Origin of the sequence: Agrococcus sp. GCM10030265 (genome assembly GCF_042666675.1) — a bacterium.
GTDB lineage: Bacteria > Actinomycetota > Actinomycetes > Actinomycetales > Microbacteriaceae > Agrococcus.
Map to the genome: position 1 here is coordinate 1,044,405 of NZ_JBHTCZ010000002.1, position 22,173 is coordinate 1,066,577.

A 22,173-nucleotide genomic window follows, 5' to 3' on the forward strand; every position below is an offset into this window, starting at 1 on the left:
GGCAGTCGTGGCGGTTCACCGTGAATCACCGGACTCTCGGACGACCAGCACACCGGCGTCGGGTGCTGCTGCAGCTGCGCGGCGCACGGCACGCTCGGCGCGCTCACCGAGTGCCACGAGGATGAGCGGCATGCTCGATCGCTTCCCGCTGTGGGTCGGGTGCTCGAACGCGAAGTCGCGCATGAGCCAGACCACGCGGGCGGCGCGGAGCATCCGCTGCGCCCACCAGGCGTTCGCGTGCGGACCGAGGAAGATGCCCTCGCCGTGCGCGAGCATGCGCTCTGCCCATGCCGTCGAGTTGCTGAACGGCGGGTTGAGCCAGACGAACCCGTGCCACTGCTGCGCGAGGCCGTCGTCGTCACGGGTGAAGCGCTGCAGGGCGGGCACGTTCGTCTCGGCGTCGACGGGGCTCGCCGGGTCGAGGTCGAACGTCTCGCCGAGCGCGTCGAACACCCATCGGGGCGTGAAGCGCTCGTCGCTGTCGGTGCGGTCGACCGCCATCGGGAACATGGGCAGCGAGGTCACCGGGAACCCTCCCCAATGCCACCCGACTCAGGGTCGACCGGCTGCCACGGCGTGGCAGGGCGGACGAACATGGGCGACGACGGGCGCGCTGCGTGCATCGTCTCCGCGAGCAGCACGTTGCGCGTGACGTACATGAGCCCGGGCACCGGCCCGGGTGCCTCGAAGCCGTACTCGTACTCGACCTCAGCCACGGTCACTCCCCTCGGAATTGCTCGATTCCGGCGTGATGTGGACGCCCTCGTCGTACCTAATCGAGACGGGCACGCTTGCCAGCACGCCGTCGGGCCTCGCCGCGATAGCGTCGGGCAGTCCGACCGCCTCGACCCAGTCCTCGGCCCAGCAGGGGTAGCCCGCCTTCGTGGCCTCAGCTGCGGCCCACGACTCGCGCTGGACGTCGTCGAAGTCGCTGGGTCGACGACGGCAGACGGCGTCTCCTGGTGCCGTGCAGACGAACGCCGTGTGGAGTTCACCTCCGTCGATGACGAGTTGCACGAAGTGGTTGCTCATCGGTCGCTCCTCCCGGTCTCGGAACTGCCCAGTTCGCGGGACGATTCCCGCTCGAGGTGCTCGAGCCGCGCGCGCTCGGTGTCGAGCCGGTCGATCATCCGCACCGTGGACGCTGCGACCTTCACGAGCTCGGCCCGCATCAGCAGCGACTCCCCCACGGTCACGCCCTCGTCGATCGCGTGGTCGAGGCCGTGGACGTCAGCGGTCGGGGCTGCGAGGAGCACCTCGGCACCGACGTGGCGCAGCCGCACCTCGAGCTCGTGCGCCTCACGCATCTCGTCCTCGATCCGCTCGTCCTTGATCCGGTCGTGCAGCGCGTCGGCATCGAAGTCGTCGTGGTCGTACATCACGCCGCCGCCTTCCATGCCGGGTCGACCTGCTCGAGCGTCACTCGGAGCGCCTGCAGGAGCCGGTCGAGAGCCTCGTCCCCGAGCAGCTGCTGCCACGCCTCCTGGTCGCCGACCGTACGAAGCAGCTGCGCCGTGCAGTTGGACACCCCGTAGACACGGCTCGCGGTCACCCTGGGACCCACGTCCCTGTGCGACGCCGTCGACCCCCACAACGCGTGGTGCACGCGCTCGGCCTCGTCGCGCAGATGCTCGAGGTCCGATGCCGTGATGGTCGTCTGGGTCTTCATGTAGTCGGTCATGCTGCTCCCTGCTCGAGGTGGCGAAGGTGGACGATGTCGGCGAGCATCTGAGCCCGCCCGCCCGGGTTGAGGTACGCCGGGATGCGTCGGATCTCGGCGAGCGCGTCGGCGTGCTCCTGCTCGACGCGTGCGGCCTCGGCGTCGGCGTGAGCTCGCGACCCGTCGCGCTCGGCGATGAGCCGTCGGACGTCGGCGTCGACGAACGCTCGACGCTGCTCGGCCCACATCCGCTCGGGGCCGGCGGTGATGGTGTGGGTGCGCTCGGCTTCGAGGTTCGCTCTGCCGTCGGCGGTGGCGTACGCGGCGGCCTGCTCGCTCAGGAACACCTCGAGGGCGCTCCACTCGTCGGAGGTGGTCTGGGTCATCAGAAGGGTTCCTCGTCCTCGAGTGATGCGACGTAGCGCTGCCGACGCCGTGCGTGGAGGGCGTCGGCCATCCATAGGTCTCGCTGCCGTCTCGCCGTGCCACAGGGTCCGCAGTCCGTGAAGAGGCCGTTGGGATGCTCCGGGCATCCGATCGGCGGGGCCTGCAGCTCGAGCGGCACCTCCGGGGGTCGCAGCTCGCGCTCGTGCTCGTCGCGCCACGCACGCCAGCCCTCGCTCGGCTCCGGCATCCGTGGCTCCTGCACCGCCTGCTCCCCCGCTCCCCCCACAGCCGAGAGGCTTCGCGAAGGCTCGCGAGGAGCCGGCAGGTCCGACGCCGACGGCCGGTCGATCCGCAGCGTCTCCGTGATCTGCAGCAGCGATCGCCCGTCCTCGACGTACAGCGTCAGGAAGCCGACCTCCGCCAGCTCGAGCAGATGCGTCTCGATCTCGCGTTCGGTCAGCGGGTCCGACCGCTTCGGCCACAGCGCCGCGAGCAGCAGCGTCGGCGTCGCCTCCGCCCTGCCCTGGTCGTCCGCCACGAAGTGCAGCAGGAAGCCCGTCGTCCTCGCGGCCGCCGACGCCCTCAGCAGCGTCGTCGAGTGCCAGTCGTCCAGCCGGACGGAACGAAGTCGGTGGCGTGGCATAGGAGAACCCCTCGATGCAGATGTCGATCGCGAGGTTGATGTCCTCCTCGCGCACGGTGAAGCACTCGGTCCAGCCGCGACCGCGCCACAGAATGCGGCCCGAGTCCTCGGCGGACGCGAACGCCTTGGGGAAGAAGACGGCGAGCTCGCGCAGCGCCTCCCGCTCCCATGTCTCGTCGGTGCCCTCCTGCAGGAGCAGCACCTGCCCACCCGAGCGGGTCAGCATGTCGATGCGAGCCCAACGCCACGCGCGGCCCACCTTCAGCACCCGCTCGCGGCGCCAGTAGACGACGTACGTCATCGCCAGCGGCATCCCGGCACTCATGCAGCACCGCCACGTACGCTCTGCGTCGTGATCTGGGTCTTCATCGCGATGTACGCCGCGTCAGTTGCAGGCCCGGCCGTCGGCCTCGCGCGCCTGTACCGTCGGGCCACCAAACAAGCCCGCGAACTCGCCGCAGCGCCGAAGTCGACGTCGGGAAGTCCTTCGTACGGGGAAGCGAAGGTCCTGACCGCGACGCACCGCGATGACGTGCTCGCCGCCCGTGCCAGCATTCGGCTGGATGTCCTGCTCATCGGCGGTGGCGTGTTCCTCGCCGCCCTCGCAAGCGTGCTGGTACTCGTCTTCCCCATCGAGGCCGGGACGCCGGCCCCTGCCTCCCCGGGACCCGACGAGGCCACCCCGAGCGTCTTCGACATCTGGGCCCAGCTCGTCATCCCCGCAGCAGTGGGCGTCGCGACGCTCGCGTTGGGTGCTGCGACCTTCTGGGTCGCGCGAGTGGCGAACACCCTCGCGAAGAACGCGCACGCGCTGGATGAGGCGAACGCATTGATCGCACGCGAGGAGTCCGAGCGACGGGAGCTGCGCGACGTCGTCGGAGCCATCGTTGCCTGGGGACAGAAGCAGTACGCGCAAGCGAACCCGCACTCAGCGACCATCGGCGACTGGACGGCTCTTGAAGCCCTTCTCCGCACCTCAAGCGTCGACGGGTCTGACGTCGCTCTGACCATCCTTCGAGAGATCAAGGACTCGTCGTTCTGGGGGCAGAGCGACTTCGCCGACAAGGTCTTGCTCTCGCAGTGCGGCGGCATGGTGAGTTCGACCGCGCAGGCGGTCGCTGACGGGCCCGTGGCCCTCGCCGGGATCCTCGACGGACTGCCCGCATGGCATGGCCTCTGGCGATCGTTCGCAGACAACGCAGTGGAGTATCCCGACGGCTCAGCCATGGGACACGGACAGTGGCTCGCGGAAGGTGCGGTTATTGGGCACGAGGAAGCCGCACGCGCTGACACCCATGAGGGCGAGGCAGAAGGCGAGCCCGACGCTCCCACCGGCGACCGTCCTACCGACCGGTGACCAATCACGCAGCACCGTCCGCATCCCAGTCGCTCGCCGGCGAGCTCGGTGGCCTTGAGCATCCGCGACGATGAGCCGCCCTGCGTGACGGGCGACTCGATCGCCTTCGCGACGTCCATCGACTTCGGAAAGCCCGAGCCGTAGAGCCATGCGATCGAGTCGCGGATGTCGAAGCCCGCGAGGCGCAGGCCGAGCGTCATGAGGTCGACCGTGCGCGAGCCCGCGAAGACGAGCGCGTGGCCGCCGGGCTTGAGGACGCGCATGCACTCGTCCCAGACGGCGACGGGCGGGACGAACGCGTCCCACTCCTTGCCCATGAAGCCGCGGCCTCCGGGGAGGTAGTCGCGCTCGCCGTTCACCCAGCGGGTGATGGTCTCGGCGACGTGGCGGGGGTCGGTGCTCGCGAGGCCGTACGGCGGGTCGGTCACGACCGCGTCGACCGACGCGTCGGGCAGGGTCGCGAGGATGTCGAGGCAGTCGCCGTGATGCACGGTCGCCTCGTCGGACTCGAAGTAGACCGTCACCGCGTCACCGCTACGAGCAGGGCGGCCAGCGACACCACGAGCGAGACGGGAGAAATGTACGGCTCGAAGCGCGCGAGCACCTCGCGGTGGCGCGTGTATCGCTGGCGCCGCCGGTTCATCTTCAGGTCGACATCCATCAGGCACCTCCCTGGCGCTCGAGCTGAGCGACGCGTGCGCGCGCGTCGTCGCGGTGGCGGGCGACGAGACGCAGGCTCGCTGCGGACTCGGCGGCGCGCTCCTCGGCTGCGAACGCGACGCCGCGCCAGATGTCGCGGTCGTGCTCGGCGCGGCGACGCAGACCACGCTCGCGGCCGAAGGCGACGAAGAGGGCGAGCAGCACGAGCATGACGAACCCCGCGCCGAGCAGCTCGGCGAGGTCGAAGAGGTGGGGACTGGTGGTGATGGTGGGGGTCATCGTGGTGCTCTCCTAGTCGCGGAGGGGTGGGATGGCTGGGGTAATGCCGCCGTCGTCGTCGAGGACGACCCAGCCGTGCACGGCGTGGAGCATGGGCTCGCGGGCAGGGTTGGCGTGGAGCGAGATCTTGATGCCGCGTCGGCGGGCCTCGGCCTGCAGGTCGGCGTTCGACTCGATGTCGCTGTTCATGCGGGAACACAGCCAGACGACGTTCGAGAGGCGGTGCTTCGTCTTGCGCCCGCCCATGCCGCCCTGGCGGTGCTGCGGCACGAGCGTCTCGGGGTCGCAGCGGCCGAGCATGTGCCATGCGCACGCGTGACCGTCGCGGGCATGGACGCCCTTGCGGATGCGGATAGGAGTCGGTGAGCTCACGACTGCATCTCCGTGGTGAGCCGCGCAGCCTTCTCCTCGAGGTCGGCGTACGCCGTGCTGTGGAACTCGCCGTTGACCGAAGGGAACACGTCGAGCATGACGTCGTGCTGCACCGTGATCGGCAGCGCCTCGAACGCCTCCGTGCACGACCAGAACCACACGCTTCCGAGGCCGCGGCCGCGCGCAACCTGTCGCGGGGTGACGATGGCGATGCCCGTGTTCGAGCGGTAGACGTCGCTCGCCTTGCCGTCCTTCACGGACGCCGCGAAGAGCACGCGGATCACCGTCGGAATCCCGACTGGATGAGCGGCGTCATGTTCTTGTTGATGCCGAGCAGGCCGATGTGCTTCGTCTTGAGCGCGGTCTGCGTGTCCTCGGCGTGGTGGAAGAGCGCGCGGAGGTCGTCGTGTGCCTTCTTCTCCTCGAGCGTCGACGTCTTCGCCATCGACCGGGCGACCGTCACGGGGTGGGCGGCGGCGTAGTCGGCGAGCGCGAGGTTGTACGCCTTCGAGTGCGCGCGCTCGGCGGCGTAGCGCTGGTCGTTGATCTCGCGGAGGACGTCGGCGATCTCGAGGAGCATGAGCTCGATCTCGCCGAGGAGGTCGGCGACGCCGGCCGGATCCTCGGGCGACTGCGCGTGGACGAGTCCGGCGCGCTCTCGCAGCGACGGCCACGCGGCCGACACGTTCGCGGGGTCGAAGACGATCTCCTCGGTCATGGGTCAGCCCTGCTTCCTGGTGGCGCGGGTGCGCGGAGTCACCGGGGTCATCGACTTCGCGGCCTCAGCGCGCGCCTCCTGGGCTGCCTGCATCGCGACCGCGATCGCCGTCGGGGCGGGTACGGCGTCGAGCGCGGACGGCTTCGGCTTCGACTTCGGCGCGGGCGCGGCCTCGGCGGCGGGTGGCGCGGCGAGGTCGCGGAGGCGGACCTTCATCGCCATGTGCAGCTCGGGGTCGATTGCGCGCTCGCCGCGGGCTTCCTCGCGGATGGCCTCGACCTCCTGCTCGGTCTGCGCGTCGAGCACACGCTGCAGCCACGGCACGCGGGCGACCGACTGCGCTGGCTCGTCCGTGGGAGCGGGCGCCTCGGGCTCGCCGACGGGGTGGTCGTCGGGCTCGCGGCGATCGCCGAGCACGTCGGCGAATGCGCGGCGCAGGGCCGAGCGGAGGGTGAACGCGCCGAACATCGTCTGCGGCTTCGTCTCCCACAGGCCGCGCCACGAATCCTCGAGCGGGATCGACTCGTCCCACGACGCGGTGACGACGGTCGGGATTGCCCAGCCCTCGCGGTAGACGGTCGCGCGTGCGAGCGGCGGTGCGTCGTTGCCGAGCAGCGCGTCGACCCAGGCGACACCGGGGCCGAGCGTGTCGGGGATGCCGTACTCGATGACGGTGCCGCGTAGCTCGCCGGTCTCGGTCGCGACGCGAAGGTAGTCCTGCAGGGTCGCGGCGACGCGCTCGGTGGTCGGGGTGTCGGTGGTCATGCCTTCGCCTTCGGGTGGGTGATGCGGAGCGCGGCGGATGCGTACGAGGTCGTCGTGAAGCGGTCGCGGGCGGCGGTCTCGAGCGCGGCGAGGCGGCCACGCAGGGCGACGACCTCGGCGTGCTCGTCGGGGTCGGCGGCTGCCCATGCGGTCTCGTCGAGCGCGGTGCGCTTCGCGGGCTTCGCGAGCGTCGTGGTGCCGAGGTCGTCGCCGAACGACCAGCCGGTCGACTTCGCGCCCGGGTGCTCCTGCTCGACGCGCTTCTCGAATGCGGCGCGGGCGGCCTTCTGCTCGTCAGTCGCAGCCTTGAGGGCGGCGTCCTTGAGCAGCAGGGTCGTGCGGACCTCGCGCAGCTCGTCGCTGATCTCGTCCTCGGGCGCGCCAGCGTCGGCCCACTCGAGCCAGCGACGTCGAGCGTCGGCGGCCTCGGCGATGCGCTGCTCGTCGCGCGGGATGACGATGATCTCGGGGTCGACGTCGATGGGGAGCTCGCCGGACTCGTCGAGCACGCCGACCACGTAGACGGCCTCGTCGAGTCCGAACAGCGCGAGGATGTCCTGCACCTGCGTGTAGTGCTCGGCGGGGATGCCGGACTTCGGCCGCTTCCATCCGTGCTCGTGGATCTTCACCTCGAGGGTGCGGAGCACGTCGCCGTCGGACTCGAAGCCGTCCGGGGTGCCGATGTGGCGCGGGTCGGCGAGCGACGCGAACGCGTGGTCGTTGCCAACGATCGCGGTGCCGCGCAGGAACGCGGCCTCGCGGATGAGGAACGGCTCGAAGCGGTGTCCGGCTTGGGTGGCGGCGTTGCCCTTGAATCGGGCTCCATTGAGCTTGTCGAGCAGCAGCGGCCGCCACGCGGCGCGCGACTGCATGATGCGGTGGATCTCGGATGAGGTCGGGCCGCCATCGGCACGCGCGTCCTGCCACGCGCGCTCGTCGTCGGCCTTCGACGCGAGCGGCGTCGCGAGTTCGGCGAGCCTGGCGCCGAGCGGCTGCTCGACGAGGCGCTCGAGCGCGGTCATCGCTGGCTCGCGAGCGTGTTCAGCGCGGTGAGCATCGAGAGGGAGGGCATGGGCATGGTCGGGTCTCCTGGTGGTGGGGGTCAGGCGGCGCGCGTGGTGCCGTGGTTGCGCTCGGCGCGCTCCTTGGCGGCGCGTGCCAGGCGGATCTCGATGGCCTTGTCGATGCGGACGCGCAGCGTCGCTGCGGCGACGACCGCGATGCGCCAGGTGGCGGCGTCGCGCTTCGAGAGGGTGCGGCTCCATCCGTCCTGCTCGATCACGCCGCCCTCGGTGAGCTGCTTGCGAGCGGTGCGGAGGCCGGAGGGCGAGTGGCGGAAGTCGGGGCCGAGCAGGCGGACGCGCTCGTCGTGGATCTGCTCGATCTCCTGGTCGGTCAGCGGTCGGCCGGCCTCGTCGAGGATCGCGAACACCTCTCGCTCGCGGTCCTCGAGCGCCTGGCTGCTGATCGAGTCGGCAGCGGCGTGCGAAGTGACCATGTCGGTGCGGCGGGCGCGGGCGGAGTCGCCCGTGATGCTCGAGAGGATGGCGGGCTTCGTCATCGAAGGGCTTCCTTGAGGTCTTCGCGCAGGAGCTCGTTCCGGTACGAGACGGCGAGCGCTTCCGCTTCGGTCAGCAGGCCGTCGTCGATGGCTTCGCAGATCTCATCGACTGCCTCGCTGACGGCCTCGCGCTCGAGGTCGCCGATGAAGTCGGCGATCCGCTGCTCGCGGGTCGGGTTCGTGACGCGGATGGTGTGGCTGCGGCGGTCGACCACCGCGATGGCGAGCGACTCGGCCATGTGCATGGAGGCGTGGCCCTGGCTTGCGATCTCGAAGTCGCACTCCACGCAGCGTCCGTAGGGCTCGCCGGGGAGGGGGTCGAAGCGGGTGGGTGCTGCTGTGGGGGTAGGCATGGTCACTGCTCCTCGGGGTCGAAGTCGAGTCGGAACGGGAGGTGGAGGACCGCGAAGAGGCGGTCAAAGGTCTCGGCGGCGAGGCCGACGAGCGCGACGATCACGAGAGGCCGTTGACGACAGACGCGATGAGGTGGGCGCCGAGCGACGCGACGCCGGCGAAGACCGCGAGCGAGGCGAGTGGCCGCACCGTGTGGCGAGCGAGACGCTCACGACGGGCGGGAGTCACGAGGCGACCGCCTGCAGGTGCGCGCGACGGCTGTCTCGCGTCTCGACGCGCTCGGCGACGCGAGCCTCCCGCCAGCGCTCGAGCTCGTCCTGGGCGTAGACGATCTGGCCGCCTTCGTAGCGGATGTACGCGGGCCCACGTCCGAGCGCGCGCAGATTCGAGAGGGTCTTCACCGAGAGCCCGACGAACGCGGCCGCGCTCTGAGCGTTGAGCCAGGGCGCGCTCATGCCGCGCTCCGCTCGGTGATGGGCGTGAGCACGTCGAGGATCGGGACGCCGAAGTGCTCGGCGATGAGGGTGAGCTCGTCGATGGAGAACGACGAGACGCCGAGAAGGCGACGCTTGAGCGTCGAGAGAGCGAGGCCCGTGGCCTCGGCGAGCGCCTCGATAGACTCGCCCCGATCCGCGAGGATCGAGCGGATTGCCCGAGCGGCTCGTCCACTGGGGGTGCCGTAGTTCATGTGAACTACCGTAGTTCAGATGAACTACAGCGCAAGCATTCTTGCGCGTTTCGTGTCAAAAGTGACACGATCAGAACGTGACTGACTACCAGCCGACGTTCATCTACCGCGAGGTGGCTGCTCGCCTCCGTGGCCTCATCGCTCGCCACGGCATCAGCCAGAGCGACCTAGCGACCGTCTGCGGCGTGTCGCAGTCGCAGTTCTCGAAGATGGTGCGCGCGGTGCGCCCAATGAGCGTCGACCAGCTCGCCGCGGTCTGCGACGCGCTCGAGGTGGACCTCGGCGAGTTCATGCAGGAGATTCAGGCGTTCGCTGACACCCGGGCCAACAGCACGGCCGCTGTCATGGTGCTGGTCGAGGACGGCGTCCGCGCTGAGGAGCCGCTGTACGCCGAGCCCGGCGAGCTCGACGACTGGGGCTACGCGATCGCCGAGAGCATCGGCACGACAGAGGGTGCACCTACCGTTACCGACGCGATGGACGTGTCAGAAGTGCACGGCGCAGACGAGGAGAAGCAGAGCACCTATGGATTGGCCGCAAAGCGAGGACGCCGCAAGGCCGACCAGCCCCACGCTGACTGACCTCGCAGCCCTCGCGAGCCACATGGGATACGGACTCCATATGCGCCACCTCGACGACCCAGACGTGCTCGCCGTCACGAACACCGTGAACGGCACCATCTCCTACGCCTGGGGCCTCACGCACAGCGAGCAGCGTTCCGTCATCGCTCACGAGCTCGGCCACGCCTACTACGGGCACGACTGCACGACCGAGCGCGCGGAGCGGGAGGCCGACCGCTGGGCCGCCGACCTGCTCGTCGACCCCGAGCACTACGCGCTCCTCGAGCGCGAGGGCGCCGACCTGCACGCGATCGCCGAGTCCCTCGACGTCACCGAGGACGTCGTCGACGCCTTCCGCGCGCACTGCCTGCAGCGCCTCGGTCGGCGCACCTACGGCACGCGCATCCGCGGCCGCCTGACGAACCGCCTCGCGCGACGGCTCGCCTGATGGCACGTCCACCCCTCGGCATCGAGCGCTGGGGCACCGTCAACACCCGTCGGGTCGGCTCGGGCCTGTGGATCGCGAACGCCTGGTATCGCGACAGCATGGGCCGGCGGCGGCGGATGCAGCGCAGCGGCCGCAACCAGTCGATTGCGAGGCAGGCGCTCGACGACGCGCTGCACGAGACGCTGCGCGCGCACGACGCCGACACGACGCCGGCCACGACGCTCGCGGCGCTCGCCGACGCCTGGTGGGAGGAGTTCTCCCGCGGCCCCGTCGTGGAGAGCACCCTGCACCTCTACGACCGACAGCGGCTCGACATCGTCCGCACCATTGGCGGCATGCGCGTGCGCGAGGTCACGGTGCCGTGGCTCGACCGCTACTTCCGCACGCTCGATGTCGAGCGCGGGCCGTCCGTTGCGAAGCGGCACCGCGTGATCCTCAGCCACATGCTCGACCTCGCGCTGCGGCATGGCGCCGTCCCGATGAACCCGGTGGCGCAGACGCGCCTCCCGCATCACGCGAAGGCGGCGGTCGTCGCGCCGACGCTCGCGGCCATCGACGCGATGCGCGACGCCTTCGCGACCTCGGACCTGCGGCTGCGCTCGACGGGCGGACTCCGCGACTACGCCGACGTGCTCGTCGCGACCGGCGCGCGCACGAGCGAGGTGCTCGCCCTCCACTGGGCCGACGTCGAGCTCGAGGCGGGTGCCGTCACGATCCGCGCGACGCTCGCGCCCGACCTCGCAGGGCGCACGACGCGACAGGAGCGCACGAAGACCGACGCGGGCTATCGCCGCCTGCTGCTGCCCGACGACGCCGTCGCGACGCTGCTCGAGCGACGCACGCGCTCGACGTCGGAGTGGGTCTTCCCCGCCCGCGGCGGTGGCATGCGCTCGGCGGGGAACCTGCGGCGGACGTGGCGCGACGCGCTCGCCGGCACGCCGCACGAGGGCACGACGCCGAAGGGCTACCGCAAGGCGGTCGCGACCGCGATCGCCGCAGCGCTCGGCTCCGAGGCCGCGGCCCAGCAGCTCGGCCACACCTCCGACGCGACGACGAAGGCGCACTACATCGAGCGCCTCGCACACGGCCCGGACGCACGCGCCGTGCTCGAGCGTCTTCGGCAAAGTGGAGAGTAAGTGGAGACTGGGCACCCCCGGACATGACGAAGGCCCGGTCAGACTTGCGTCTGACCGGGCCTTTCTCGTACACCCCCCGGGACTCGAACCCGGAACCAATTGATTAAGAGTCAACTGCTCTGCCAATTGAGCTAGAGGTGCTCGGCGCATCACTGCGAACCGAGGAACCACGATAGCACGACGCGAGGGGCGTGTCGGACCACGATGATGGAGCCATGCCTCTCAGCGTCGGCGACCTCGCCCCCGACTTCGTCCTCCCCGCCCACGACGGCTCGCAGGTGCGGCTGTCCGACCTCCGTGGTCAGCGCGTCATCCTCTGGTTCTACCCCGAGGCCATGTCGCCCGGGTGCACGCAGCAGGCATGCGACTTCCGCGACTCGATCGCGTCGCTCGCGGCCGAGGGCCTCACGGTGCTCGGCATCTCGCGCGACGCGGTCGAGCGCCTCGCGCGCTTCGCCGAGCGCGACGCCATCCCGTTCCCGCTGCTGAGCGACGCCGACCTGCAGGTGCACCTCGCGTACGACACGTACGGCGAGAAGCAGCTCTACGGCAAGACCGTGCAGGGCGTGCGGCGCACGACGCTCGTCGTCGACGTCGACGGTCGCATCGAGCACGCGTTCTACAACACGAAGGCCAAGAACCACGTCGAGATGCTGCGCAAGCGCCTCGGCTTCGCCGCCGTCTGAGCCTGGGGTCAGCGTTCGGCGAGCAGCACCATCGTCGACGTGCCGACCTCCTCGTCGGCGACCGCGTCGGCGAGCCAGGGCGGGCGCGCCCGCAGCACCTCGCGCCAGCCGTCGGCCCGATAGCGACGCATCGCCGCCTCGTTGAGATCGACGACCTCGAGGCAGGCGTGCAGGCCCGCCTCCCGGATGCCGGCGACGACCGTCGCGAGCAGCCGCGGTCCGAGCCCCATGCCGCGCGCCGACGGGTCGACGAAGAGCGCCGAGACCCAGCCGAGCTCGTCGACGCGGCAGCCGTGGGCCGCGGCGCACGCCTCCGCTGCCGTCGCCTGCGCACCCGTCGACGGGTGCACGCCGCGCTGCGACGCGGCGGCGGGCTCGCGCAGCCAGCACGCGTGCCCCACGGGCACGCCGTCGACCTGCGCCGTCCACGCCTCGGCCGCGTCGTGCGCGTGCAGGAACTCCTCCGCGGGGAACGGGAGGGGGTTCCGCAGCGGGTAGCGCGTGACGGGCTGCTGACGCAGGAGCGCGTCCACGAGCGCCGGCAGGTCGCCTGCGTCGCGCGACCGGATCGTCGCCCTCCCGTCGCTCACGGTCGCTCCCACGACTCGAGCGGACCCGGCGTCTCGATGAAGAGCGGATGCGGTGCCGCGGCGGCCGTCGCGAGCGCCGTCGCGCGTGCCGGCTCGCGCTCGGACACCTTCGCCAGCAGGTGCGCGTGCTCGTACGCGAGCTGCCCGGTCGTGACGGTGAGGCGCCCCTCGGCGCGCACGGGCATGCGGATGCGCGACGCGTCGAAGCGGTAGCCGCGCGCGTCGGCCTCGTCGACGAGGTGCACGAGGTAGGCGCCGATCGCGCCGAGCGGCTCGGGATCGGCGCGGAACCGCTCGAGCTGCGGATGCGCGAGGTAGCCGCGCGTGGCGCCGGCGAGCACCGCCTGGGCGAGCAGCGACTCGCGCCAGCCGGCCACGAGGCCGCGCCGATCGAGCAGCGCGGGATGCAGCGACCAGATCCTCATCCGCTCCACGCTAGTGCGGTGCGCGGTCGGCGAGCCCCGCGCCGCCCATCCCGCGGGTTCGCGTCTCGCAGGCGTATCCGGGGCTCGAGGGAACAGGCCCCTCCGCTGCCGGGATCGCCTGCGAAGCGCACACCGACGAGGCGCGCGGCCGCGGGTCAGAGCTCGACGACGCGCCCGCCGTCGACGCGCCAGCGGCGGTCGACGTGCACGGCGTCGAGCATGCGCCGGTCGTGGGTCACGAGCAGCAGCGTGCCCGTGTACGACTCGAGCGCCTGCTCGAGCTGCTCGATCGCCGGCAGGTCGAGGTGGTTCGTGGGCTCGTCGAGCACGAGCACGTTGACGCCGCGCGCCTGCAGCAGCGCGAGCCCCGCACGGGTGCGCTCACCGGGCGACAGCTCGTCGACGGGCCTGCCCACGTGGTCGGCCCGCAGCCCGAACTTCGCGAGCAGCGTGCGCACGTCGGCCTGCGTCCAGTCGGGCACCTCGCGCTCGAACGCGTCGGCGAGCGGCGTCTCGCCCGCGAGCACCGCCCTCGCCTGATCGATCTCGCCGATGGCGACGGAGGCGCCGAGGCTCGCCGTGCCCGCATCGGGCGTCTGCCGCCCGAGCAGCAGGCGCAGGAGGGTCGACTTGCCGGCCCCGTTCGGGCCCGTGATGCCGATGCGGTCGCCCGCGCGCACCTCGAGCGACAGCGGGCCGAGCGCGAAGGCGTCCACGCCCTCGCCGTGCCGCACCGTCGCGCCCGACAGCGTCGAGACGACGCTCGAGCCTCTCGGCGCGGCCGCGATGACGAGCTCGAGCCGCCACTCCTTGCGCGGCTCCTCGACCTCGTCGAGGCGGGCGATGCGCGACTCCATCTGCCGCACCTTCTGCGCCTGCTTCTCGCTCGACTCCGTCATCGCCCGGCGACGGTTCTTGTCGTTGTCGGGAGCCTTCCTCATGGCGTTCCGCACGCCCTGGCTCGACCACTCGCGCTGCGTGCGGGCGCGCGACACGAGGTCGGCCTTCTTGTCGGCGAACTCGTCGTACGCCTCGCGCGCGTGCCTACGCGCCGTGGCGCGCTCCTCGAGGAACGACTCGTAGCCGCCCCCGTAGACGCGGTTCGACGACTGCGCGAGGTCGAGCTCGAGCACCTTCGTGACGCACCGGGCCAGGAACTCGCGGTCGTGGCTGACGAGCACGATGCCGCCGCGCTGCTCCTGCACGAAGCGCTCGAGCCGCTCGAGCCCGTCGAGGTCGAGGTCGTTCGTCGGCTCGTCGAGCAGCGCGACGTCGAATCGCGACAGCAGCAGCGCCGCGAGCCCCACCCGAGCAGCCTGCCCGCCGCTCAGGGACGTCATGAGCGACGCGGGGCCGACGCCGGCACCCGATGCGAGGCCCAGGTCGTCGAGCACCTCCGGCAGGCGATCGTCGAGGTCGGCGGCGCCGCTCGCGAGCCAGCGCTCGAGCGCGACGGCGTACACGTCGTTCGGGTCCTGCCCGTCGGCACGCGGCGCGGCGGCGGCGAGCGACGAGGCGGCCTCGTCCATCTCCGCAGCCGCCTGCGCGCATCCCGTGCGCCGGGCGACGTGCTGCGCCACGGTCTCGCCGGGCACGCGCTCATGCTCCTGCGGCAGCCAGCCCACGAACGCATCCGCCGGGTCGAGCTGCACGGATCCGCCCTGCGGCTCGTCGACGCCCGCCAGGATGCGCAGCAGCGTGGACTTGCCCGCGCCGTTGGCGCCCACGACGCCCACGACGTCGCCGGGCGCGACCGTCAGGTCGAGCGCCTCGAAGAGCGTGCGATGCCCGTGACCGCCCGCGAGGGACTTCGCGACGAGCGTCGCCGTCATCGCGTCGGCTCCGCGGCCTGCGTGAGCATCGCGACCGCGAGCGCCGTGACGCGCGCCCTCACAGACCCTCGTCGAGCTTGCCCTGGCGCTCCTGCGCGAGCCACTCGCGGACCGGCTTGCGGAAGACGAGGACGAGCGCTGCGAGCGCGGGCAGGAACATCGCGAGCGCGAGCGGCACCGGCCCCTCGGCTCCGTTGAACGTGCCGAACGAGACGCCGATCTGCAGCACCTGCCAGACGACGATCGCGGCACGCGTCCACGAGCGGCCGTCGAGCGCACCCCTGCCCGCCTGCAGGAGGAACAGCGACACGCCGACGAGGCACGCCGCCCAGAACAGGCCGGCCGCGAGGTCGCGACCGTCGCCGCCGATCACGGTCACGACCGACCAGATGGCAACGCCGAGGAGCGCCACCGCCTCCAGGAAGACGATGATCGCGAGGATCCCCACCGTGCGCGGCCGTTCGCTCATCGCTGCATCCATCAGACCTCTTGCCCTGATCTCGACCACTGTGGGAGACTCGTTCCTCGGGTCGCTGGCGAGGACGCCGCCCCATCTGAGTCTTGACTTGCCGCGAGAACGCGGACACCTCACCACATTACAAGGAGTGCCTCTATGGATTGGCGCGACGACGCCGCATGCCTGACGGTCGACCCGGAGCTGTTCTTCCCGATCGGCAACACGGGTCCTGCGATCGATCAGATCGAGAAGGCCAAGACCGTCTGCGCACGCTGCCCGGTGACGGAGCAGTGCCTGCAGTACGCCCTCGAGACCAACCAGGACTCGGGCGTCTGGGGTGGGCTCAGCGAGGACGAGCGCCGCGCGCTCAAGCGTCGCGCTGCCCGCGCGCGTCGCGCCAGCTGAGTTGACGCAGCACCGTCGACGGGCCGATCCGCGAGGATCGGCCCGTCGACGCATGTCGGGGGCGTGCACGTGCGCCGGCACGCGATCGCGCGGCGCGGAGTCCGTGTGCGAGGCGCGCGACGCGCGCCGCTCGACTGCCGTCAGCCGCGGTCGAGGAAGCGCAGCGGCACCGAGATCGTGACCTCCGTGCCCTGGTCGACGCGCTGGCCCCAGTCGATCGCGCCGGAGAGCTCGCCCGTGATGAGCGTCTTCACGATCTGCGTGCCGAGTCCAGAGCCCACGCGTCCGGCGGGCAGGCCCGAGCCGTTGTCGCACACCCGCACCGTCAGCGTGTCGTCGTCGCGGTCGGCGTTGATGCGCACGAGCCCGTCGTGCCTGCCCTCGAGGCCGTGCTCGACGGCGTTCGTCACGAGCTCGGTGAGCGCGAGCGCCAGCGGCGTCGCGTAGGCCGACGGCAGCACCCCGAACGATCCGCGACGCTCGGTGCGCACGCGCGCGTTGTGGATCGACGCGACCTCGCTCGTCAGCTTGAGCGTGCGGTCGAAGACGGCGTCGAAGTCGACCGACTGGCTGAGTCCCTCCGAGAGGGTGTCGTGCACGACCGCGATCGACGCGACGCGGCGCTCGGCGTTGACGAGCGCCTGCTGCGCCTCGTCGGAGTGCGTGCGACGCGCCTGGATGCGCAGCAGGGCCGCGACGGTCTGCAGGTTGTTCTTGACGCGATGGTGGATCTCGCGGATCGTCGCGTCCTTCGTGATGAGCGACTGCTCCTGGTGCCGCAGCTCGGTGACGTCGCGCGCGAGCACGATCGCACCGATGCGCTCCCCTCCCCTGCGCAGCGGCAGCGCGCGCAGCGAGATCGTCACGGAGTGGGTCTCGATGTCGGTGCGCCAGGGGGCCCGCCCGGTGACGACGAGCGGCAGCGTCTCGTCGACGTCGCCGGAGTCGTCGATGAGCTCGGTCGTGACCTCGGCCAGCGAACGGCCCTCGAGCTCCTCGCGGAACCCGAGGCGCACGAACGCCGAGAGCGCGTTGGGGCTCGCGAACGTGACGAGGCCCGCGCTGTCGAGACGGATGAGACCGTCGGAGGCGCGCGGCGCTCCCCGGCGGGGACCCGTGGGCGCCGACTCGTCGGGGTAGTCGCCGACCGTCATCATGCGCAGGAGGTCGTCGGCGCACTGCTTGAACGTCAGCTCCTGCCGACTCGGCGTGCGCTCGGCGACGTTCGAGTGCGTCGTGATGACGGCGACCGTCGTCAGCACGTCGCCGACGCGACGCGACACCGGCACGGCGCGCACGCGCGTGTCGCCGTCGGTGCCGGGCTCGGGGTGCGTGGCCTCGACGATGCGGTGCGAGGAGAACGCGTCGTCGACCTGGCCGCGCCACGCGTTGCGGATCGGCTGGCCGATGAAGTCGCGGTAGAAGAGCGTGCCGGAGGACGACGGACGAGCATGCGACAGGGCGACGAACCCGTCGGAGCCCTGCGTCGGCAGCCACAGCACGACGTCTGCGAACGCGAGGTCGGCGATCAGCTGCCAGTCGCCCACGAGTCGGTGGAACCAGGGCACGTCGGGTGCGTCGTGCCTGCCGTGCTGCTCGACGAGGGTCGCGAGGGTGGTCACCTCCGTCAGCGTAGTGCGAATCGCAGGCCCCTCCTGCGCGACGTCGCGGATGCCGCGCGTGCCGCCGCCCGTGTGGGCTGCGCGGGCAGGAGGGTGCGCGCCGTGGCCTGCATCGCGCGGCGCAGCCGTGACCTCGCGGCGACGTCGACGAGCGGTCGCGCCGAGAGCAGCGCGGCGTCGGCGGCCGCGACGTCGAGCGGCCACTGGGCCACCGGCGCGATGCCGCCGAAGCGCTGCAGCGTCTGCGCCACGCTGGTCTCGGGCGCGATGCCCGACGCGCCCATGCGCACCTTGTTGACGACGACCGCGACTCGATCGGTGGGCACGACGTCGACGAGGTCGGGGTGGGCACGCAGCAGTCGCATGACGCCCACGGGGTCGCCGGTCGTCATGGCCACGACCCGATCGGCCGCGCGCAGCGCTGCGATCGTCGCCGCGTTGCGGCGTGGCCCGAAGACGTCGCTCGAGATCTCCTCGTCGCGCTCGAGGCTCGCCGCGACGTCGACCACCGTCCAGCCGGCCCAGTCGCGGCACGCCTCGAGCACGCCCGCGACGCGATCGGCGGCGAGCTCGGGCCACCGCCCCGCACGCGTGATGCCCGTGAGCACCCGCACGTCGCCCACCGTCGTCTGCAGCGTCTGCGCCACGCGGTCGAGCTCGTCGACCGTGAGGCTGCCCGTGCGCACGAGCCGTGCGGCCGCCGCGAAGCCCGGCGCCTCGTCGAGCAGGCCGAGCGCCGGAGCGATGCATGCGGCGTGGCAGTCGGCGTCGACGAGCGCGACCCGCTGCCCGTACGCGGCGAGCTCGGTCGCGAGGCCGATCGCGGCCGTGGTGCGCCCTGGCGCACCCGCTGGACCCCAGACCGCGAGCACGCGACCGCGCGGGCGCTCCTCGCGCTGCGCGTGCGGCGTCACGATGGCCCACTCGATGGCAGGGAATCCGTCGGCGAAGCGCACCGACTCGACGCCGAGCGCCCGAGCCCTGCCCGCCTGCGCCGCGTCGTCGACGATGGCGAGCACCCGGATCCCCGCGGCATCGCAGGCGCGCACGAGCTCGGGCTCGAGGTGCGGCGCGTCGGCAGACACGAGCACGGCGTCGACCTCGATGCCGGGCAGCCGCTGCACGAGCTCGCCGGCCCTGGCGGCGCGCACGGCGACGCGATGCCCGTGCCGCTGCGCGAGCTCGGCGAGGGCATCCTCGCGCTCGAGGGGCGCCGAGATCGCGAAGACCGTCACGGTGTCACCGGTGCCGCGACGGGCACGACGCTCAGCGCGTGCCCGGCGGCGGTCGCGTCGAGGACGTCGGCGACGTCGGCGCGTGGCACGAGCACCTCGAGCCGCACGGCGTCGTCGGCGATGATCCCCTCGTCCTCCACGAGGCCGACGACGACCGCGTCTCCCACGAGCACCGTCGCCGCCTCGAAGGCGCCCTCCTCGCCGAGCGGCGCCGCCCAGACGTCGACGACGCTGCCCTCGTCGACCGACGACGGCAGCCCGCCATCGAGGGCGACGACGACCGTGGCGAGGTCGAGCGAGGCTGCGTCGCCGAGCGCCGACAGCGGCAGCGCCTCGCCCGCGCCCACCGGCGAGACGACGACGAGGCCCTCGGGCGCGGCGTCGCCGACGAGGTACGCGTCGGCCGCACCCTCCATGCGCAGCTCGACCAGCTCGACGTCGCCGGCGCCCACGACGTCGCCGGGCAGCAGCGTCTCGCTCGCGACCCAGACGGGCGTCGAGCGGTCGGCCGCCTGGATGACGAGCCACACGCCGACGATCGAGACGACGACGAGCGCCGCGCCGATCGCGAGCCTCGGGTCGAACCATGCCCGTCGCATCCGCACCTCCTTGGTCGTGCACCCGACGAGGTGCGTGGAGGTACCGTTGCAGGAACCGCGCGGACGCGACCTCGGCTGTCCACAGGAGGCCCGCTCTCCACAGGCGAGGAGCGCTCCCGTGGCGACCGGAGCATCATGGATCCCGTGCACGAGCGACGCTTCCTCAGCGCGGCGGACGCCGCGGAGGTCCTCGGCGTGCAGCCGCGCGAGGTCGTCGAGCTCATCGACTCGGGCGCGCTCCCCGGCATCCGCGTCGCGGGCGGCTGGCGCGTCGAGCTCGCCGCGCTCCAGTCGTGGATCGACGAGCAGTACGAGCACGAGCGCAGGCACGCCCTGTGGCAGGAGTCGCAGACGGCGTCGATCGCCGACCTCTTCGGGCGCGGACCCAGCCGCTGACCCGAGGCCAGCGGGCGGCGCCAGGGCGTCCGCTACGGCAGGCGCACCCAGTCGATCGCGGCGAACGGCACGAGCTCGACGCCGACGACGTGGTGCGGATGCCGAGACGAGCCCGGCTCGTGGATCGCGAGGTCGACATGGTCGCGAGCGACGCGATCGATCGTGCCGTGGAGGGGCGTCGGGCAACGCAGCTCGACGGGCGCACGCCGCCTCGCGAGGTCGCGGAGCGCGAAGCCGAGGCTGAGCCGGCCGGCGAGCTGCGGCGCCGGCGCACCGTGCTGCGCGCCGGGTTCGAGCGAGCGCACGAGGGCGTCGTCGTCGAGTCGCACCCCCGCGATCGCCCGCAGCGGGACGATGCATCCCGCGCCACCCGCCCCGCTCTCGCGCCTCGTGCCGCTCAGCCAGTCCTTCCCCACCGCGAGTCGCTCGATGCGCAGCCGCTCCCCCGTGCGCAGCCGGAGGTCGAGGCTGCGCGGCGCAGCTCGCAGGCGGTCGAGCAGCTCGAGCCTGCCGACGCGGAATCGCTCCTCCTCGGCGAGCGTGTCGCGCTCGTGCGCGCCGAGCTCCGCCTCGAGCTGGCTCTCGAGGTCGTCGAAGAGGTCGTCGAACCGCACGGCCGAACCGTAGCCATGCGGCCGCGAGGGCGGGGCCGCTGTCCACAGCGGACGGCGTCGCGCGGAGCTCTCTCCACAGGCTTCGCGCTGCCGTTCCCCTCGCCTGCCCCCGCGTCTACGGTTGCTGGCTGGCACGGTTGCGGATGCAGGGAGACACCATGGCGGCACGGGCGAGGATGTCGGCGGTGGAGGCCGACGACTACTTCGACTACCAACCCTGCTCGACGCTCGACCTGCCGGATCCCGCGCCGCTCGTCGAGAACCTCACGCGGTGCGTCATCGAGGTGCTGCTCGGCGTCCGCGACGTCGAGCAGGTCGCGCGCTGGGTCACCGAGGACACCTACCTGCACCTCGCACGCCGCGCGATCGCGTCGCGGCGCACGCGCACGCTGCGCAGGCAGCAGGCGACGCGCATCGGCTTCCGCATCGGCCCGACCGTCGTGACGCATCCCGCCGACGGCGTCGTCGAGGCGACGGCCATCGTGCGCTCGCCCGGGCGCACGCGCGCCGTCGCGATGCGGCTCGAGGGCCTCGACGACCGCTGGCGCGCCACCGCGCTGCACGTGCTGTGACGCGCGGGCCGCGTCAGCGCGCGTCGCGCTCGTCAGCCTCGTCGTCCGCAGCCTGGCTCGACGTCTCGCCCGGCGCGCTCGCGCCCTCCGCCGCCGCCTGCTCGGCGGCGATCTCGGCGCGGACCTCCTCGCGGTACTTCACACGACGCACGCGGCGGTTCATGTCGAACAGCAGGAGGCAGACCGCGATCGCCACGACCGCCGTCGCGATGAACCCGATGACGCCGGGCGTCACCGAGTCGGGGTCGAAGGCGGGGGCGTTGCGCACGAGCGCATCCAGCACGGTCACTCCTCGTCGATCCCTGCGAACAGGTCGGTCTCGGGCAGGTGCTCGCCGACGGTCGAGCGAACGAGCTCGAAGTCCTCGGTGGGCCAGGCGCGGCGCACGACGTCGTGCGGCCAGAAGAAGTAGGCGGTCTGGGGGTCGACCTGGCTCGCGTGCGCGCGCAGCGCGGCGTCGCGCTGCTCGAGGTGCTCGGAGACGTCGATGCGCGTCGTGACGCGCGGCGTGCGCCCCTGCATCCACTCCGCCATCTCACGGATCTTCGGCAGCCGGTCGGACTCGGGATCGTGCAGCTCGAAGTCGGCCAGCAGCGCCTGCACCTTGTCGGACGACGACATGCGGTCGTAGTAGACCTTGGAGACCGCCCACGGCTCGCCGAGCTCGGGGCTCTCGTCGCTCGCGGCGTGCTCGACGGCCCACATCGTGATCTCGTGGCAGCGGATGTGGTCGGGATGCGGGTAGCCACCGCGCTCGTCGTACGTGAGCACGACCTGCGGCCGCAGCCGGCGGATGATGCGCACGAGCGGGCGCCCGGAGACCTCGATCGGGATCGTCGCGAACGACAGCGGACGCACGGGCTCGCCCTCGTCGGGCAGCCCGGAGTCGAGGTAGCCGAGCCAGACGTGGTCGACGCCGAGCGCCTCCTGCGCCCTGCGCATCTCGACGCGGCGCAGGCCCGCCATGTCGCGTGCGGCGTGGACCGTGTCGAGGAAGCCCTCGTTGAGGATGTCGCCGGACTCGCCACCCGTGCAGCTCACGACCGTGACCTGCGCGCCCTCGGCGACGTAGCGGGCGACGGTGCCCGCGCCCTTGCTCGACTCGTCGTCGGGATGCGCGTGCACGCTGAGCAGGCGACGCATCGCTCCTCC

The 22,173-nt window shown here is 71.9% G+C and carries 36 protein-coding genes, 1 tRNA gene and 1 pseudogene; 8 read left to right on the forward strand and 30 right to left on the reverse strand.

The features are described 5' to 3' along the window. Nucleotides 1–15: 15 nt before the first annotated feature. Genes ACFQPP_RS09370 through ACFQPP_RS09400 form a run of 7 tightly spaced genes read right to left on the reverse strand, consistent with a single transcriptional unit; the run spans nt 16 to nt 2,690 of the window. Nucleotides 16–525 carry a DNA N-6-adenine-methyltransferase gene (locus ACFQPP_RS09370; protein ID WP_376916311.1) on the reverse strand — a complete coding sequence of 170 codons (510 nt, stop codon included), beginning with the start codon at nt 523–525 and terminating at the stop codon, nt 16–18. Continuing rightward, nucleotides 522–716: a hypothetical protein gene (locus ACFQPP_RS09375; RefSeq protein WP_376916312.1), complete on the reverse strand. Its 195-nt coding sequence runs from the start codon at nt 714–716 to the stop codon at nt 522–524. Before ACFQPP_RS09375 ends, ACFQPP_RS09370 begins: the two co-directional genes overlap by 4 nt. Then, nucleotides 709–1,032, reverse strand: a complete 324-nt coding sequence (locus ACFQPP_RS09380; protein ID WP_376916313.1) for a hypothetical protein — start codon at nt 1,030–1,032, stop codon at nt 709–711. Before ACFQPP_RS09380 ends, ACFQPP_RS09375 begins: the two co-directional genes overlap by 8 nt. Continuing rightward, a complete protein-coding gene (locus ACFQPP_RS09385; RefSeq protein WP_376916314.1) occupies nt 1,029–1,382 on the reverse strand; it encodes a hypothetical protein in 354 nt (117 codons plus the stop codon). The genes ACFQPP_RS09380 and ACFQPP_RS09385 overlap by 4 nt, the downstream gene beginning before the upstream one ends. Continuing rightward, nucleotides 1,379–1,681, reverse strand: a complete 303-nt coding sequence (locus ACFQPP_RS09390; RefSeq protein ID WP_376916315.1) for a hypothetical protein — start codon at nt 1,679–1,681, stop codon at nt 1,379–1,381. Before ACFQPP_RS09390 ends, ACFQPP_RS09385 begins: the two co-directional genes overlap by 4 nt. Continuing rightward, a complete protein-coding gene (locus ACFQPP_RS09395; protein WP_376916316.1) occupies nt 1,678–2,046 on the reverse strand; it encodes a hypothetical protein in 369 nt (122 codons plus the stop codon). The genes ACFQPP_RS09390 and ACFQPP_RS09395 overlap by 4 nt, the downstream gene beginning before the upstream one ends. Further along, the gene (locus tag ACFQPP_RS09400; protein ID WP_376916317.1) at nt 2,046–2,690 is read right to left on the reverse strand and encodes a hypothetical protein; all 645 of its coding nucleotides are present in this window, start codon (nt 2,688–2,690) and stop codon (nt 2,046–2,048) included. The genes ACFQPP_RS09395 and ACFQPP_RS09400 overlap by 1 nt, the downstream gene beginning before the upstream one ends. Before the next feature lie 352 nt (nt 2,691–3,042). Between ACFQPP_RS09400 and ACFQPP_RS09405 the strand changes: the two genes are divergently transcribed. Continuing rightward, nucleotides 3,043–4,047 carry a hypothetical protein gene (locus tag ACFQPP_RS09405; RefSeq protein ID WP_376916794.1) on the forward strand — a complete coding sequence of 335 codons (1,005 nt, stop codon included), beginning with the start codon at nt 3,043–3,045 and terminating at the stop codon, nt 4,045–4,047. A 128-nt stretch (nt 4,048–4,175) separates the two neighbouring features. Here the strand turns inward: ACFQPP_RS09405 and ACFQPP_RS09410 are convergent. The 12 genes and pseudogenes from ACFQPP_RS09410 to ACFQPP_RS09465 all read right to left on the reverse strand — a co-directional run. Next, nucleotides 4,176–4,571 (reverse strand): annotated as a pseudogene (locus tag ACFQPP_RS09410) (DNA methyltransferase); the annotation flags it as partial. Then, nucleotides 4,568–4,708, reverse strand: a complete 141-nt coding sequence (locus tag ACFQPP_RS09415; RefSeq protein WP_376916318.1) for a hypothetical protein — start codon at nt 4,706–4,708, stop codon at nt 4,568–4,570. The pseudogene ACFQPP_RS09410 and the gene ACFQPP_RS09415, both read right to left, overlap by 4 nt. After that, nucleotides 4,708–4,986 carry a hypothetical protein gene (locus ACFQPP_RS09420; RefSeq protein ID WP_376916319.1) on the reverse strand — a complete coding sequence of 93 codons (279 nt, stop codon included), beginning with the start codon at nt 4,984–4,986 and terminating at the stop codon, nt 4,708–4,710. Before ACFQPP_RS09420 ends, ACFQPP_RS09415 begins: the two co-directional genes overlap by 1 nt. A gap of 12 nt (nt 4,987–4,998) precedes the next feature. Continuing rightward, on the reverse strand, nt 4,999–5,286 hold the full coding sequence (locus ACFQPP_RS09425; protein WP_376916320.1) for a hypothetical protein: 288 nt from the start codon (nt 5,284–5,286) through the stop codon (nt 4,999–5,001). Between the two features lie 68 nt (nt 5,287–5,354). Further along, entirely contained in the window at nt 5,355–5,642 is a 288-nt protein-coding gene (locus ACFQPP_RS09430; RefSeq protein ID WP_376916321.1) for a hypothetical protein, read from the reverse strand. Then, nucleotides 5,639–6,076 carry a hypothetical protein gene (locus ACFQPP_RS09435; RefSeq protein ID WP_376916322.1) on the reverse strand — a complete coding sequence of 146 codons (438 nt, stop codon included), beginning with the start codon at nt 6,074–6,076 and terminating at the stop codon, nt 5,639–5,641. Before ACFQPP_RS09435 ends, ACFQPP_RS09430 begins: the two co-directional genes overlap by 4 nt. Nucleotides 6,077–6,079: 3 nt before the next feature. After that, nucleotides 6,080–6,841, reverse strand: a complete 762-nt coding sequence (locus ACFQPP_RS09440; RefSeq protein WP_376916323.1) for a hypothetical protein — start codon at nt 6,839–6,841, stop codon at nt 6,080–6,082. Further along, nucleotides 6,838–7,863, reverse strand: a complete 1,026-nt coding sequence (locus ACFQPP_RS09445; RefSeq protein WP_376916324.1) for a YqaJ viral recombinase family protein — start codon at nt 7,861–7,863, stop codon at nt 6,838–6,840. Before ACFQPP_RS09445 ends, ACFQPP_RS09440 begins: the two co-directional genes overlap by 4 nt. A gap of 80 nt (nt 7,864–7,943) precedes the next feature. Beyond that, nucleotides 7,944–8,402 (reverse strand): hypothetical protein, encoded by a 459-nt coding sequence (locus ACFQPP_RS09450; RefSeq protein WP_376916325.1) that lies wholly within the window; start codon nt 8,400–8,402, stop codon nt 7,944–7,946. Beyond that, entirely contained in the window at nt 8,399–8,689 is a 291-nt protein-coding gene (locus ACFQPP_RS09455; protein ID WP_376916326.1) for a hypothetical protein, read from the reverse strand. The genes ACFQPP_RS09450 and ACFQPP_RS09455 overlap by 4 nt, the downstream gene beginning before the upstream one ends. Before the next feature lie 291 nt (nt 8,690–8,980). Next, entirely contained in the window at nt 8,981–9,211 is a 231-nt protein-coding gene (locus tag ACFQPP_RS09460; RefSeq protein ID WP_376916327.1) for a helix-turn-helix transcriptional regulator, read from the reverse strand. Further along, nucleotides 9,208–9,444 carry a helix-turn-helix domain-containing protein gene (locus ACFQPP_RS09465; RefSeq protein WP_376916328.1) on the reverse strand — a complete coding sequence of 79 codons (237 nt, stop codon included), beginning with the start codon at nt 9,442–9,444 and terminating at the stop codon, nt 9,208–9,210. Before ACFQPP_RS09465 ends, ACFQPP_RS09460 begins: the two co-directional genes overlap by 4 nt. A gap of 77 nt (nt 9,445–9,521) precedes the next feature. Here ACFQPP_RS09465 and ACFQPP_RS09470 point away from each other — a divergent pair, with 77 nt between their 5' ends. The 3 genes from ACFQPP_RS09470 to ACFQPP_RS09480 are packed head-to-tail and all read left to right on the forward strand — an operon-like array spanning nt 9,522 to nt 11,588. Beyond that, nucleotides 9,522–10,025, forward strand: coding sequence for a helix-turn-helix domain-containing protein (locus tag ACFQPP_RS09470; RefSeq protein ID WP_376916329.1), 504 nt, complete (start codon nt 9,522–9,524; stop codon nt 10,023–10,025). A 40-nt stretch (nt 10,026–10,065) separates the two neighbouring features. Continuing rightward, nucleotides 10,066–10,452, forward strand: a complete 387-nt coding sequence (locus ACFQPP_RS09475) for an ImmA/IrrE family metallo-endopeptidase (protein WP_376916330.1) — start codon at nt 10,066–10,068, stop codon at nt 10,450–10,452. Then, nucleotides 10,452–11,588 carry a tyrosine-type recombinase/integrase gene (locus ACFQPP_RS09480; RefSeq protein ID WP_376916331.1) on the forward strand — a complete coding sequence of 379 codons (1,137 nt, stop codon included), beginning with the start codon at nt 10,452–10,454 and terminating at the stop codon, nt 11,586–11,588. Before ACFQPP_RS09475 ends, ACFQPP_RS09480 begins: the two co-directional genes overlap by 1 nt. Before the next feature lie 68 nt (nt 11,589–11,656). Here ACFQPP_RS09480 and ACFQPP_RS09485 read toward each other — a convergent pair. Beyond that, nucleotides 11,657–11,729 (reverse strand) — tRNA-Lys (locus ACFQPP_RS09485). Between the two features lie 74 nt (nt 11,730–11,803). On the opposite strand from ACFQPP_RS09485, the gene bcp reads away from it, so the two are divergent. Further along, nucleotides 11,804–12,274, forward strand: coding sequence for a thioredoxin-dependent thiol peroxidase (bcp, locus tag ACFQPP_RS09490; RefSeq protein WP_376916332.1), 471 nt, complete (start codon nt 11,804–11,806; stop codon nt 12,272–12,274). A gap of 8 nt (nt 12,275–12,282) precedes the next feature. On the opposite strand, the gene ACFQPP_RS09495 is transcribed toward bcp, so the two are convergent. The 4 genes from ACFQPP_RS09495 to ACFQPP_RS09510 all read right to left on the reverse strand — a co-directional run bounded on the left by ACFQPP_RS09495 (nt 12,283) and on the right by ACFQPP_RS09510 (nt 15,590). Continuing rightward, a complete protein-coding gene (locus ACFQPP_RS09495; RefSeq protein WP_376916333.1) occupies nt 12,283–12,864 on the reverse strand; it encodes a GNAT family N-acetyltransferase in 582 nt (193 codons plus the stop codon). Then, nucleotides 12,861–13,289 carry a pyrimidine dimer DNA glycosylase/endonuclease V gene (locus ACFQPP_RS09500; RefSeq protein ID WP_376916334.1) on the reverse strand — a complete coding sequence of 143 codons (429 nt, stop codon included), beginning with the start codon at nt 13,287–13,289 and terminating at the stop codon, nt 12,861–12,863. Before ACFQPP_RS09500 ends, ACFQPP_RS09495 begins: the two co-directional genes overlap by 4 nt. A gap of 155 nt (nt 13,290–13,444) precedes the next feature. Further along, on the reverse strand, nt 13,445–15,121 hold the full coding sequence (locus ACFQPP_RS09505) for an ABC-F family ATP-binding cassette domain-containing protein (RefSeq protein ID WP_376916335.1): 1,677 nt from the start codon (nt 15,119–15,121) through the stop codon (nt 13,445–13,447). A 58-nt stretch (nt 15,122–15,179) separates the two neighbouring features. Next, nucleotides 15,180–15,590, reverse strand: a complete 411-nt coding sequence (locus ACFQPP_RS09510; RefSeq protein ID WP_376916336.1) for a hypothetical protein — start codon at nt 15,588–15,590, stop codon at nt 15,180–15,182. Nucleotides 15,591–15,734: 144 nt separating this feature from the next. Here ACFQPP_RS09510 and ACFQPP_RS09515 point away from each other — a divergent pair, with 144 nt between their 5' ends. Continuing rightward, nucleotides 15,735–15,983, forward strand: coding sequence for a WhiB family transcriptional regulator (locus ACFQPP_RS09515; RefSeq protein ID WP_092505597.1), 249 nt, complete (start codon nt 15,735–15,737; stop codon nt 15,981–15,983). A 140-nt stretch (nt 15,984–16,123) separates the two neighbouring features. Here ACFQPP_RS09515 and ACFQPP_RS09520 read toward each other — a convergent pair whose 3' ends face one another. From ACFQPP_RS09520 to ACFQPP_RS09530, 3 genes are read right to left on the reverse strand one after another with little or no spacing between them, the layout of a single operon-like run. Beyond that, entirely contained in the window at nt 16,124–17,605 is a 1,482-nt protein-coding gene (locus ACFQPP_RS09520; RefSeq protein WP_376916337.1) for a sensor histidine kinase, read from the reverse strand. Nucleotides 17,606–17,610: 5 nt separating this feature from the next. Next, the gene (locus ACFQPP_RS09525; RefSeq protein ID WP_376916338.1) at nt 17,611–18,840 is read right to left on the reverse strand and encodes a CpaE family protein; all 1,230 of its coding nucleotides are present in this window, start codon (nt 18,838–18,840) and stop codon (nt 17,611–17,613) included. Then, the gene (locus ACFQPP_RS09530; protein ID WP_376916339.1) at nt 18,837–19,439 is read right to left on the reverse strand and encodes a hypothetical protein; all 603 of its coding nucleotides are present in this window, start codon (nt 19,437–19,439) and stop codon (nt 18,837–18,839) included. Before ACFQPP_RS09530 ends, ACFQPP_RS09525 begins: the two co-directional genes overlap by 4 nt. A 144-nt stretch (nt 19,440–19,583) precedes the next feature. Between ACFQPP_RS09530 and ACFQPP_RS09535 the strand changes: the two genes are divergently transcribed. After that, complete coding sequence (locus ACFQPP_RS09535; RefSeq protein ID WP_376916340.1) at nt 19,584–19,835, forward strand: helix-turn-helix domain-containing protein; 252 nt, start codon at nt 19,584–19,586, stop codon at nt 19,833–19,835. Between the two features lie 32 nt (nt 19,836–19,867). On the opposite strand, the gene ACFQPP_RS09540 is transcribed toward ACFQPP_RS09535, so the two are convergent. Next, the gene (locus tag ACFQPP_RS09540) at nt 19,868–20,449 is read right to left on the reverse strand and encodes a hypothetical protein (protein WP_376916341.1); all 582 of its coding nucleotides are present in this window, start codon (nt 20,447–20,449) and stop codon (nt 19,868–19,870) included. Between the two features lie 176 nt (nt 20,450–20,625). Here ACFQPP_RS09540 and ACFQPP_RS09545 point away from each other — a divergent pair, with 176 nt between their 5' ends. Then, entirely contained in the window at nt 20,626–21,021 is a 396-nt protein-coding gene (locus tag ACFQPP_RS09545) for an Rv3235 family protein (protein WP_376916783.1), read from the forward strand. 13 nt (nt 21,022–21,034) lie between these two features. Here ACFQPP_RS09545 and ACFQPP_RS09550 read toward each other — a convergent pair whose 3' ends face one another. Both ACFQPP_RS09550 and mca read right to left on the reverse strand, forming a co-directional pair. Further along, entirely contained in the window at nt 21,035–21,304 is a 270-nt protein-coding gene (locus ACFQPP_RS09550; protein WP_376916342.1) for a hypothetical protein, read from the reverse strand. Nucleotides 21,305–21,306: 2 nt separating this feature from the next. Next, nucleotides 21,307–22,164: a mycothiol conjugate amidase Mca gene (gene mca, locus ACFQPP_RS09555; protein WP_376916343.1), complete on the reverse strand. Its 858-nt coding sequence runs from the start codon at nt 22,162–22,164 to the stop codon at nt 21,307–21,309. Nucleotides 22,165–22,173 lie beyond the last annotated feature (9 nt).

Bases quoted from the DNA above. Each gene is read 5' to 3' on its own strand.
- ACFQPP_RS09460 (WP_376916327.1), bottom strand. From the start codon at position 9,211: ATGAGCGCGCCCTGGCTCAACGCTCAGAGCGCGGCCGCGTTCGTCGGG.
- ACFQPP_RS09480 (WP_376916331.1), top strand. From the start codon at position 10,452: ATGGCACGTCCACCCCTCGGCATCGAGCGCTGGGGCACCGTCAACACC.
- bcp (WP_376916332.1), top strand. From the start codon at position 11,804: ATGCCTCTCAGCGTCGGCGACCTCGCCCCCGACTTCGTCCTCCCCGCC.
- ACFQPP_RS09530 (WP_376916339.1), bottom strand. From the start codon at position 19,439: ATGCGACGGGCATGGTTCGACCCGAGGCTCGCGATCGGCGCGGCGCTC.
- ACFQPP_RS09450 (WP_376916325.1), bottom strand. From the start codon at position 8,402: ATGACGAAGCCCGCCATCCTCTCGAGCATCACGGGCGACTCCGCCCGC.
- ACFQPP_RS09500 (WP_376916334.1), bottom strand. From the start codon at position 13,289: ATGAGGATCTGGTCGCTGCATCCCGCGCTGCTCGATCGGCGCGGCCTC.
- ACFQPP_RS09510 (WP_376916336.1), bottom strand. From the start codon at position 15,590: ATGAGCGAACGGCCGCGCACGGTGGGGATCCTCGCGATCATCGTCTTC.
- mca (WP_376916343.1), bottom strand. From the start codon at position 22,164: ATGCGTCGCCTGCTCAGCGTGCACGCGCATCCCGACGACGAGTCGAGC.
- ACFQPP_RS09515 (WP_092505597.1), top strand. From the start codon at position 15,735: ATGGATTGGCGCGACGACGCCGCATGCCTGACGGTCGACCCGGAGCTG.
- ACFQPP_RS09420 (WP_376916319.1), bottom strand. From the start codon at position 4,986: ATGACCCCCACCATCACCACCAGTCCCCACCTCTTCGACCTCGCCGAG.
- ACFQPP_RS09505 (WP_376916335.1), bottom strand. From the start codon at position 15,121: ATGACGGCGACGCTCGTCGCGAAGTCCCTCGCGGGCGGTCACGGGCAT.
- ACFQPP_RS09395 (WP_376916316.1), bottom strand. From the start codon at position 2,046: ATGACCCAGACCACCTCCGACGAGTGGAGCGCCCTCGAGGTGTTCCTG.
- ACFQPP_RS09440 (WP_376916323.1), bottom strand. From the start codon at position 6,841: ATGACCACCGACACCCCGACCACCGAGCGCGTCGCCGCGACCCTGCAG.
- ACFQPP_RS09445 (WP_376916324.1), bottom strand. From the start codon at position 7,863: ATGACCGCGCTCGAGCGCCTCGTCGAGCAGCCGCTCGGCGCCAGGCTC.
- ACFQPP_RS09435 (WP_376916322.1), bottom strand. From the start codon at position 6,076: ATGACCGAGGAGATCGTCTTCGACCCCGCGAACGTGTCGGCCGCGTGG.
- ACFQPP_RS09400 (WP_376916317.1), bottom strand. From the start codon at position 2,690: ATGCCACGCCACCGACTTCGTTCCGTCCGGCTGGACGACTGGCACTCG.
- ACFQPP_RS09475 (WP_376916330.1), top strand. From the start codon at position 10,066: ATGCGCCACCTCGACGACCCAGACGTGCTCGCCGTCACGAACACCGTG.
- ACFQPP_RS09380 (WP_376916313.1), bottom strand. From the start codon at position 1,032: ATGAGCAACCACTTCGTGCAACTCGTCATCGACGGAGGTGAACTCCAC.
- ACFQPP_RS09425 (WP_376916320.1), bottom strand. From the start codon at position 5,286: ATGCTCGGCCGCTGCGACCCCGAGACGCTCGTGCCGCAGCACCGCCAG.
- ACFQPP_RS09545 (WP_376916783.1), top strand. From the start codon at position 20,626: ATGTCGGCGGTGGAGGCCGACGACTACTTCGACTACCAACCCTGCTCG.
- ACFQPP_RS09390 (WP_376916315.1), bottom strand. From the start codon at position 1,681: ATGACCGACTACATGAAGACCCAGACGACCATCACGGCATCGGACCTC.
- ACFQPP_RS09465 (WP_376916328.1), bottom strand. From the start codon at position 9,444: ATGAACTACGGCACCCCCAGTGGACGAGCCGCTCGGGCAATCCGCTCG.
- ACFQPP_RS09415 (WP_376916318.1), bottom strand. From the start codon at position 4,708: ATGGATGTCGACCTGAAGATGAACCGGCGGCGCCAGCGATACACGCGC.